2 protein-coding genes are annotated in these 3100 nt (G+C 68.2%); both read left to right on the top strand.

The features are described 5' to 3' along the window. Positions 1-176 precede the first annotated feature (176 nt). Positions 177-2225: an ATP-dependent DNA helicase gene (locus ABGA94_RS14540; RefSeq protein WP_375367614.1), complete on the top strand. Its 2049-nt coding sequence runs from the start codon at positions 177-179 to the stop codon at positions 2223-2225. Positions 2226-2234: 9 nt separating this feature from the next. Further along, a complete protein-coding gene (gene tsaB / locus ABGA94_RS14535; RefSeq protein WP_005418458.1) occupies positions 2235-2948 on the top strand; it encodes a tRNA (adenosine(37)-N6)-threonylcarbamoyltransferase complex dimerization subunit type 1 TsaB in 714 nt (237 codons plus the stop codon). Positions 2949-3100 lie beyond the last annotated feature (152 nt).

Genomic DNA, 3100 nt, shown 5'->3' with positions numbered 1-3100 from the left:
CGTTGGCGCCATGGATGGCGCCATCGAGCCCCCATGGATGGGTTTACGGCGTGTCCTGCCTGCCCCGCCCGGCCTGCCCAGCACGTAAAAACCCAGAGCCATGGACACCGCTGTTGCTGTTGCCCTGGCTTGAAACGGGTGCCGGGCAGCGCCCTGCCGGGTATCCTTTCCCTCTGATGTCCGACCTTGTCCATGCCAGCCGCGAAGCCCTCAGCGAAGGCGGCGCGCTCGCCTCGCATCTGGATGCCTTCGTCCCGCGTCCGGCACAGCTGCACCTGACCGCTGCCATTGCTGATGCGCTGCAGCAGCGGGACCTGCTGCTGGCCGAGGCCGGTACCGGCACCGGCAAGACCTTCGCCTATCTGGTGCCGGTGCTGCTGTCCGGGCTGCGCACCATCATCTCCACCGGTACCCGCGCGCTGCAGGACCAGCTCTACCACCGCGATCTGCCGCGCGTGCGCCAGGCGCTGGGCGTCGGCCTGCGCAGCGCGCTGCTGAAGGGGCGCGCGAACTACCTGTGCCGCTATCGACTGCAGCAGGCGCGGGGCGAGCCGCGGTTTTCCAGTCCCGAACAGGCCGCGCAGTTCCAGCGCATCCTGGCGTGGTCCGGCCGCTCGGAGTTCGGTGACATCGCCGAGCTGGAGGGCCTGGCCGATGACTCGCCGCTGCTGCCAATGGTCACCTCCACTGTCGACAATTGTCTGGGCACCGATTGCCCATTCTGGGACGACTGCTTCGTGGTGCGCGCACGGCAGCGTGCGCAGGCCGCCGACGTGGTGGTGGTCAACCACCACCTGCTGCTGGCCGATCTGGCACTGAAACAGGACGGCTTCGGCGAGTTGCTGCCGGGGGCGCAGGCCTTTGTCATCGACGAGGCACACCAGCTGCCCGAACTGGCAGCGCAGTTCTTCGGCGAAGGTTTCGGCATGCGCCCATGGCAGGAACTGGGTCGCGACTGCCTGGCTGAAGCGCGCGGCGTAGGGGGCGCACAATCGGCGCTGCAGGAGCCGGTCGACCAGTTGCAACAGGCGTTGCCGGCGTTGCGTTCGGCGATGGAGGGGCTGCCGCCGCGTGGTACGCAGTGGCGTGCGCTGGCCATGCCACAGGTCCGCGACGGCTTCGATACGGTGATGGCCGGCCTGGTGGCGCTGGAGCAGGCACTTCAACCGCTGCGCGAATCGGCGGCGGGTCTGGACGCCTGCCATGCGCGGGCGCGCGAGGCGGTGTCGCGGTTACAGCGCTGGCTGGGCGATGATGAACCCACCCTCGATTTCGATGCCGATCCGGCGGACCACGCCAGTGCCGCCGATGTGCTCTGGTACGAGCTCACGCCGCGGGGTTTCCGCTGCCAGCGTACGCCGATGGATGTGTCCGGCCCGCTGCGCGAGCATCGCGAGCGCAGCCGCGCGGCATGGATCTTCACCTCGGCCACGCTGACCGTGGGCAATGGATTCGACCACATCGCCACGCGCTTGGGCCTGGACGATCCGCATACCCTGGTCCAGCCGAGTCCGTTCAACTGGCCCGAGCAGGCGTTGTGCTACCTGCCGGAAGGCCTGCCTGATCCGGCCGCACGGGGCTTCGGAACCGCGCTGATCCAGACCCTTCGGCCGGTGCTGCAGGCATCGCAGGGCAGGGCATTCCTGTTGTTCGCCTCGCACCGTGCATTGCGCGAGGCCGCCGAGGCACTGCGCGACGGGCCATGGCCGTTGTTCGTGCAGGGTGAGGCACCGCGCGCGACGCTGCTGCAGCGCTTCCGTGAATCGGGCAATGGCGTGCTGCTGGGCTCGGCCAGTTTCCGCGAGGGCGTGGACGTGGTCGGCGAAGCGCTGAGCGTGGTGATGATCGACAAGCTGCCGTTCGCGGCACCGGACGATCCGGTGTACGAGGCGCGCCTGGAGGCGATCCGCAGCCAGGGCGGCAATCCGTTCCGCGACGAACAGTTGCCGCAGGCGGTGATCGCACTGAAGCAGGGTGTCGGTCGCCTGATCCGCAGCGAAAGCGACCGTGGCGTGCTGGTCCTGTGCGATCCGCGCCTGCTCAACCGTGGCTATGGCCGGGTCTTCCTGGATTCACTGCCACCCTTCCGCCGCACCCGCAGCCTGGCCGATGTGCAGGCCTTCTTTACGCCACAATGGGGGCCCGTGGCTGATGATCCGGCTGACCCGGCCGCTGTCGCGCCGGGCCCGGAGCCGGCTCCCGGTGCCACGTTCCCCCTGTTCTGACCTGATCTGATGAAACTGCTCGCCTTTGAAACCGCCACCGAAGCCTGCTCCGTTGCCCTGCATGTCGATGGGCAGGTGCTGGAACGCTTCGAGATCGCCCCGCGCCGGCATGCCGACCTGAGCCTGCCATGGGCCGAGGCGCTGCTCGCCGAAGCCGGCATCGGCCGTCGCCAGCTCGACGGCATCGCGCTCAGTCGCGGCCCGGGGGCGTTCACCGGTGTGCGCCTGGCGATCGCCATCGCCCAGGGCATCGCGTTGGCGTTGGACCGCCCTCTGCTGCCGGTTTCGACGCTGCAGGTGCTGGCGCTGCGGGCACCGGTGGAAGAAACACAGATCCTGTCGGCAATCGATGCCCGGATGGGTGAACTCTACGTCGCGCGCTTCGAACGCGTCGACGGCCTGCCGGTCGCGCGCGATGCCGAGCGCGTCTGCGCGCCCTGCGTGGTGACGTTGCCGGAAGGAATGTCGGCCTACGGTGTCGGTACCGGTTTCGGCGCGGGCGACGGCGCGCTGGTGGCACAGTTGGGCAGTGGCCTGCGCGGTTTCGATGCCGCGGCATTGCCGCGGGCGTCGGACGTGCTGGCACTGGCGGTGCCGGCGTTCGCGCGTGGCGAGGCGATCGCACCGGAGAAGGTCGAGCCGGCGTACCTGCGCGACAACGTGGCATTGACCCTGGTCGAGCAGCAGGCCGCGCGCGAGGCAAAGGCGAAAGCCAACGGTTGAGCCCCTCGTGGCGGACGGTAGAGTCGACTGTTAGTTGTGATCTCTCGGTAGGTTGTTCATCCGGGGCATCTTTGGAAAATGGTGGTTACCACACCTATCCAGTCCCCAAAGAGCCCGGATGAACCATCATAAAAATGCCCGTTTGACGCCGT

This window comes from Stenotrophomonas sp. 3diitr2024, assembly GCF_042136455.1.
Classification (GTDB): Bacteria; Pseudomonadota; Gammaproteobacteria; order Xanthomonadales; family Xanthomonadaceae; genus Stenotrophomonas; species Stenotrophomonas sepilia.
This window is presented reverse-complemented; position numbering and strand designations above follow the sequence as displayed.